Annotated in this window: 8 protein-coding genes and 2 pseudogenes; 7 read left to right on the top strand and 3 right to left on the bottom strand. The window is 68.8% G+C overall.

What is annotated here, in order from left to right:
* Positions 1–282: pseudogene (locus tag FRW57_RS15620) on the bottom strand (tyrosine-type recombinase/integrase); the annotation flags it as partial.
* Between the two features lie 362 nt (positions 283–644).
* Between FRW57_RS15620 and FRW57_RS15615 the strand changes: the two are divergent.
* Positions 645–1,022, top strand: a complete 378-nt coding sequence (locus FRW57_RS15615) for a hypothetical protein (protein WP_152186429.1) — start codon at positions 645–647, stop codon at positions 1,020–1,022.
* 54 nt (positions 1,023–1,076) lie between these two features.
* Complete coding sequence (locus FRW57_RS15610) at positions 1,077–1,622, top strand: HD domain-containing protein (protein WP_162529378.1); 546 nt, start codon at positions 1,077–1,079, stop codon at positions 1,620–1,622.
* Positions 1,623–1,641: 19 nt separating this feature from the next.
* Here the strand turns inward: FRW57_RS15610 and FRW57_RS15605 are convergent, their stop codons facing one another.
* Entirely contained in the window at positions 1,642–2,109 is a 468-nt protein-coding gene (locus tag FRW57_RS15605; protein WP_152186427.1) for an NUDIX hydrolase, read from the bottom strand.
* An 81-nt stretch (positions 2,110–2,190) separates the two neighbouring features.
* Positions 2,191–2,925 carry a helix-turn-helix domain-containing protein gene (locus FRW57_RS15600; RefSeq protein ID WP_152186426.1) on the bottom strand — a complete coding sequence of 245 codons (735 nt, stop codon included), beginning with the start codon at positions 2,923–2,925 and terminating at the stop codon, positions 2,191–2,193.
* Between the two features lie 546 nt (positions 2,926–3,471).
* Between FRW57_RS15600 and FRW57_RS15595 the strand changes: the two genes are divergently transcribed.
* The 5 genes and pseudogenes from FRW57_RS15595 to FRW57_RS24505 form a co-directional block, all read left to right on the top strand.
* Positions 3,472–3,891, top strand: coding sequence for a hypothetical protein (locus FRW57_RS15595; RefSeq protein ID WP_152186425.1), 420 nt, complete (start codon positions 3,472–3,474; stop codon positions 3,889–3,891).
* A complete protein-coding gene (locus FRW57_RS15590; RefSeq protein ID WP_152186424.1) occupies positions 3,888–4,310 on the top strand; it encodes a hypothetical protein in 423 nt (140 codons plus the stop codon). The genes FRW57_RS15595 and FRW57_RS15590 overlap by 4 nt, the downstream gene beginning before the upstream one ends.
* A 19-nt stretch (positions 4,311–4,329) precedes the next feature.
* Positions 4,330–4,497: a hypothetical protein gene (locus FRW57_RS15585; protein ID WP_162529377.1), complete on the top strand. Its 168-nt coding sequence runs from the start codon at positions 4,330–4,332 to the stop codon at positions 4,495–4,497.
* 142 nt (positions 4,498–4,639) lie between these two features.
* Positions 4,640–5,695, top strand: a complete 1,056-nt coding sequence (locus tag FRW57_RS15580) for a C40 family peptidase (protein WP_238999453.1) — start codon at positions 4,640–4,642, stop codon at positions 5,693–5,695.
* 427 nt (positions 5,696–6,122) lie between these two features.
* Positions 6,123–6,334, top strand: a pseudogene (locus tag FRW57_RS24505) (VIT1/CCC1 transporter family protein); the annotation flags it as partial.

Below are 6,334 nucleotides of genomic sequence, written 5' to 3'. Positions count from 1 at the left end.
GTAGCCGCGGATCGTCGAGGGAGCCAGCCGGTCCCCTCCAGACATCAAGCTGGCGGTGAAGTCCTCCACGTCCGCGGCCGTCCACTGCCACGGGAAGGAGGCGGTGAACTCCACAAAGCGACGCAACAGCGCCATCCGCGGCTCGACCGTCCCGTCCGCCAGCAGCCGGGACTTCTGCTGCCGCGCCCACCCCGACAACATCGCCTCGAACACCGCCGCCGGCTCATCCAGATGCACCACGCCAGGCGCCAAGACCAGCCCGGCCGAGCCCGGAACCGTCACGCAGATCCCCTCACCACGTAAACTTACATTTGACAATGACAACGGAAAGTTACCACGGCCCCAGCCTGCAGCGCCTCATCAGGGGTGATGCCGCCCGCCCCGCAACCAGCCAAAGCAACTCGTCCCTGCAAACCAACGGCGTCGGTCAACCGCACGTTGATTCGGGACCCTTGCCTGGGCGGTGCCAGAGGTGTGGGACGAGAGAATCGGCGATCCGGGCGGAGCGGTGATCGACGTCAGCCGGTCGGGGGTGCGCGGTCGGCTGACCGGAGGGACGAGTGGAGCGAGCGGTGTACCGGCTCGGAGGTAGTCCAGGTGTCGGCTCGGAGCGGGTTCGGCGTCCGTTGGGTAAGGAGCAGGTGATGGACAGCACCAGGCAGCCAGAGAGTCAGTTGGCCCGCCAGCGATTGCGAGAAGCGCAGCGGCAAGAAGCACGAGCGCTGACCATGGTCGAGCGAGCAATCGCCCGCCGGGACCGCGCGGTCGAACGACTGGCCGCGGCTCAGGTCGCGCCGCAACGCAGATTGGACGAGGCCGAACAGGAACTGTCTCGAGCCAGGGCAGCTCTGGCCGAAGTCTCAGGTTTCGACCGGGCAGCAACATTGCTGGCGCAGCCGCCTGCCGCGGTGCGGGCCGACCTACGCGCCGCGCGGGCAGCGACCGCGGAGTCCACCTCGACCTCGCCGCCTGTCACCGAAGAGCAGAGCACGCCCGGGATCGGCGAAGGTGGGGAGTCGTGACCGTTGCCGTCGTGCTCCATGTCCGTGGCCGCGGCATTCCGCTACGGTGAATCGATGGTGTCTGCAGACGCGCCGGCGTGGGCCCGCACGATGGCCGAGGCCCACATGTCGCCGCTCGGACGCCGGTGGACCCACGTGCAGCAGGTCGCGCGCCGCGCCGAAGAACTGGGCGCAGTGGTTGGCGATGACCTGCCGGTACTTGTGGAAGCTGCCTACCTGCATGACATCGGCTATGCCCCCGCGCTGGCCAAGACCGGTTTCCACCCGCTGGACGGCGCCAGGTACTTGCGCCGCCGGGGCCACGAGCGCCTGGCTCGGCTCGTCGCGCACCACACCGGCGCACGCGTGGAGGCACAGCTGCGTGGCTTCGACGACTACCTCGACGAGTTCCCCTACCAGGACTCACCGTTGGACCGCGCGCTGACCTACTGCGACCTGACCACCGGGCCGAGCGGTCAGCCCATGACCGTTCGGCAGCGGGTGGACGAGATCTGCGAACGCTACGGACCCGACCACACCGTCTCTCGCGCCTGCCGAGCGTGCCTTGCCGACTTCGAGCGCGACGGCGCCGAGATCGAACGCCGGCTGGCGAATGCCTGACCAGCACAGCGTGGACCCATCAGCGGATCACCGGGGTGTCCCCCGCCAGGTAGTCCTCGACGCGTAGCCTGATCGACTCCACCATGGGTAGCCGGGCGATGTCGTTCGGCGCGTGGAACGCGACCTCGTACGACTCGTCGCTGGCCGCCAGGTCGCCGGCGAGGATCCGGCAGGCCAGGCAGATCGAGAATTCCTGGCGCACCTCGCCGTCGTCGTAGGAGAAGACGTGCTTGGGGTCGCTGTAGATCCCGACGATGGCGATCGGCTCGACCTCGAGCCCGGTTTCCTCGCGGACCTCGCGGATCACGCAGCCGGCGATCGACTCGCCGAGCTCCATCTGCCCGCCCGGCAGTGCCCACATCTGGTTGTCCCGGCGACGGTGCAGCAGGATCCGATCGGCGTCATCCGCGACCACGGCCGACGCGGCCGGCACCAACGAGTTGGCGGCGGGCGCCCGGGGGTCATCGTAGAAGTCGCGTCGTCCCATCCCCCCATGGTGGCATCACCGGTCGGGGCAGGGCATGCTCGCCGCCGCCGGCCGGGGCGCCGGGGCGGATATAGCTGGAGGTCAGGCCGGTTCGCTCGCAGCCCAGATCGCCTCGAAGTGCTCGGCGAACCGATCGAACAGCCCGTTCGGGCCGAGCCGTCGCAGGTGCAGCAGCGGCGCCTTGTGTCCGGGAGTGGCGTACAGGTGTGGGGTCATGAACATCTCGTCGTCGAAGCGGAAGACCGAGTTGTACAGCGGCACGTCCTGGTAACGCAGCTGCGCACCGTCGCACGCCAGCAGCGGCTTGAACGCGATCAGGCTGGTCTGCAGGCGCGCCGACAACGTAATCGGCGCATGCTCCTCCACCTCACGCAGCTGCAAGCTCTCCGCCTCTGGGCTGGCCACCATCATCCGGATCCGGCAGCCCGCCGCGCACTTCTGCGACAGGACCCGGATCAGGTCCGGGTGCTGCTCCGGCAGGAAGTAGAGCGTGTACCCCATCAGGTCGATCCGGTTCTGCGCCCCAGTGATCAGGGTCCACCACCGGCTCGGCTCGGCATCACTGCGATAGGCGTACGCGGCGACGAGCTCGGCCACACTGCCCAAAGCCTCCGCCGGGCGACGGCGGGCCCCCGGCCACAGGAACTCCTCGTCCTCATCGACTCTGTCAGCGACCGCCCACCGGTGACGCGCGTGCGGGATGCGCCCGGCCAGCCAGCGCTGAACCGTCTTGGGGTCGACCTCGATGTCTCGAGCCAGCCCCTCGATGGTGACCCCTGCATGGTCCATCGCGGACCGAAGCCTCTGGTTGCCCACGGTTCCCACCTCCGGGACGTTTCCGCAAACCAAGAACGTCCCGAACGTCCCACCGGTGCGGTATCGACGTCAACGGCAATGGCGCGACCTTGTGGATAACCAGGACCGACCGGGAGCGACCGCCATGATCATCACCAACTGCACCCACTCCACCGAGGTGACGACGCCCTCGACGTTGAGCCGGCCCGCAGGCCAGAGAGGGTCCACGGACACGAATGTCGATGACGACGGTCCTCCGCCCAGACCCTGCCCGCAAGACGCTGCCAGACGGCCTGCGCGGTACCCGGTGAGTCGCTGGTTGCCCGATCCCCTCTCCCCCGGACGCTGTGACGCGGTGGTGACCGTCGAGTCCCTGCTCGACCAGCCCGACATACCAAGATGGCGCGCTGTTGATCACCAGGAGCTGGCCGCCGGCCTTGAGGGAGGAGAGGCATCAGGACCAGTTATCCACAGAACCGTCGATCGGCCAGTCCACTCGGGCCCCGGCAGGGTGATCATTCCCAGTGGCTTGGAGTGCGCGACCGGTTCAGGCAGGAGGGGTGAACGATGAACCGCATCGAACAGTGCCAAAGCGCAGCAATCGCGCTGCACACCGCCTTGGCCCGGACCACGTGTCTGCGGCAGCGCTCGCCGGAACAGGACGCGCTGTGGCGCGTCCTGCAAGCCACGATCTGCACCCGAGGCCACACCATCGGCACCGCCTGGGGCTCCGACACAGCACAGGACATCGGCGGAGAGGACGCCCGCCAGAACGAGCTCGTGGCCGCCATGATGTGGCTGATCGCACGCGAGGACGTCGCCCGGCAGATGAAGCCTGATCACCTCTTCCGGCACCTGCGCGCGGTTGCCGTCCGCAGTCGCCTCGGCTCCGCGCGAGCCATCCAGGCCGATGCCTTGCACGGTATGACGGGAGTCACCTCAGACGCGCCCGTCCAGTTCGTCCTCGAAGCGATGGTGACGTCATGACCACCTTCGAGGAGTGGCTTGACCGTTGCGGTCTTCGCGAGCCACTCGAAGCGATGCACATGATCGCCGCCTTCGAGGTGATGGTCGCCCGCCTGGACGGGGCCCGGGCCGCCGGCGCGCGGGATCCGATGCGGGCGATCTCCACCAGAGCAGCGGGACCGAACTCGCGCCTGGCCACGCACCGCATGCTCGAGCAACTGGGCTACAGCCCAGCTCAACGCCGGATCATCCACCGTCTGTTCGCCGGCTCCCCCTCCGGCTGGCCGGGCCTGCTCAGGCTCTTCGCCACCGGCGCCCCACCGTCTTCGAGCCAGCGGCGCTACATCGCACGGCAGGCCTCCGACTTCCGCCGTGCATCTGCAGACCACGGTGGGGCTGAACAGTTCAGCTCGCGGTCTGGCGTTCTGCTCCTCCGGTGAGGTCGCCATCGGTGGCGGCGTGCAGAACGGCGCGTTCAGCGGGCAGTACCTGGTCACCTCACGCCCAGCCGGCAGCAGGTCCGACCAGTGGCTGGTGCGGATGGCCAACAACGGCACGAGCGCCCGGTTCGCCAACTACTACTACCCGATCGCTATCTGCGCTCCGAAGGCGTCGCCGGCCGCCTAAACGAAGGGATCCCCGGACGGGCTGGCCGCGGTCGAGCGGCCGGTCGGTATGGCTTTCGCGAGATGGACCCACCCCGCTGTCTACGGCTTAAGGGTGGGTCGATCTTCGACTCCTCGTGTACCGCGGGCCCGGTAGTTTGGTCGTGAAGAGTGTGAAGGGCGTCCTCGGTGCCGCACTGCTGACGATCATGCTCGTCGTGGTCGTGGGGCTCGGCGTCGTTTCCGGTGGGGTCGGTGCCGTCGACGCGAGCACGGGCCTGCTGTCCGGGTCGGTGTGCGCGACGTCGGGGCCACTGGCTGGGTTGCCGCGCGCAGCGGCGGAGAACGCGCGGATCATCGTGGCCACCGCCTCGAGCCGCGGAGGCGACCGGGCCGCGTTGGTTGCGTTGATGACCGGCCTGGCGGAGTCGAATCTGCTGGTGTTGAGCAACCCGCACGACCCGTCCGGCAACAAGTTCCTGAGTCAAGGCGTCGGCTACGACCATGACTCGCTGGGCATCTTCCAGCAACGCCCGAGTTGGGGGTCGGCGGCGCAGCGGATGGACCCGGTCGCCTCCACGAACCTGCTCCTGGACCGACTGCTGGCGCTACCCGACTGGCAGTCCATGCCGCCGTGGGTGTCAGCGCAACGTGTCCAGGTCTCGGCATCCTCGGACGGGTCGGTCTACCGCGCGCAGCTGGACCGCGCCCACGCCTTGCTGACCCGAATCCAAGCCGACGCTGCGGTGAAGGACTGCGCCGGCAGCCGACTCGGCCAAGCCCCAGCAGGACCGATCGGAGCCCATGGGCTGCCGGCTCGCTACAAGGTCCCGGCTGGCACCTCGCTGCGGGCGAGGGCCGCGATCACGTTTGCGCTGGCGCAACTGGGCAAGCCGTATGTGTGGGCCGCGACCGGGCCGGACAGCTACGACTGCTCGGGGCTGACCCAGCGCGCGTGGTCGGCGGGCGGCGTCGCGATCTCCCGGACGACACTGACCCAGCGACGCGACGGATCCCCGACCACGGCCTCTGCCCTCGCGCCGGGCGACCTGATCCTGACGCCGGGTTCCGACGGCACGTTGGCCGCGCCCGGGCATGTCGGCATGTACCTGGGTGACGGGCTCGTGGTCGAGGCCCCACACCCCGGCGATTCGGTGAAGGTGGTCACCTACGAGTCCTTCGCAGCGGGCGGCGTCTCGGATCTGCGTCACATCGCCTAAAGCGGCTGTCGGTTCTCATCCGACTTGTCGTTTCCGACCGGCACATCGTCGTACTTGTCGTTTGTGACAAGTCGGTGCGAATCGGCACGGCGAGGCTGCTGCTGTCCTACTCTCCTCGAACTCGACCTCATGCGCTCGGCTCGCCGGGCTGCAGCTGGAGGACCGTTTCGCGGATTGGAACGGCAGTTCCTTCACCGTCGAGAGCGAGAAGCACGTGTCGGTGGGGCGCCGGGCCTGACCCAGCGAGCGGACCGCCGTCACGCACCGCCATACACGCCCTTCCTCCGAGGAGTTCTCGGCCTGCGACACCGCCGCGGCCCAACTGCTTCCAGCGACTTGACCTGGGTCAAGGCGCCCGAGCGCGATTCCCGGTGTCATGGAGTCAACCAGCGCGCACCGGGCGCGCGTGGGACGAAGGAGGTGGACGGTGACCACGATGACGGACCGCACGGTCCTTCAGACGAGCGCTTCGGAGGCGGCCTCGCCGGCCAGCAGCGAGGTCCTGCGGACCGGCAGCGGCCTGGGGTCACGGCTGAACTGGCTGCGGGCCGGGGTCATGGGCGCCAACGACGGCATCGTCTCGACCGCCGGCATGGTCGTCGGCGTGGCCGGGGCCGCGGTCGGGTCCGGGGCGCTGCT

The organism is Segeticoccus rhizosphaerae (genome assembly GCF_009192725.1).
Taxonomy (GTDB): Bacteria; Actinomycetota; Actinomycetes; order Actinomycetales; family Dermatophilaceae; genus Segeticoccus; species Segeticoccus rhizosphaerae.
Note: the sequence above shows the minus strand (reverse complement) of the source record. Positions and strands in the feature narration are given on the sequence as shown.